At 39.1% G+C, this 248-nt stretch carries 1 protein-coding gene; it reads right to left on the reverse strand.

Features of this window, described 5'->3' with window-relative positions; all coding sequences use genetic code 11:
- Positions 1–248 (reverse strand): ROK family protein (locus tag AC6UDF_RS07375; protein WP_500724239.1); only part of this gene is annotated, 248 nt, incomplete at both ends.

The raw sequence follows: 248 nt of genomic DNA on the forward strand, positions 1-248 counted from the left end.
TCATTATCTAATTGAAACGGTAACCCAACCCCATTTTGAATTAATTCTCTAACTGGTTGTTCATCCTTCCAGTTAAGGTTGAAAGCTTCTGAAACCGTACCCTTCTCACGATTTACCGTTCCAGGTGTTCCCATTCCAATTCCAACAAAGTCATTAATGGTTTTATCAGAATCTTCGATGTGTTTGTTGATTGACTTGACGATATTTTCAACGATGTGAGCACCCTTGTCACTAGTATCGGTAAGCAC

It is taken from the genome of Fructilactobacillus sp. X2R6C1, assembly GCF_059901295.1.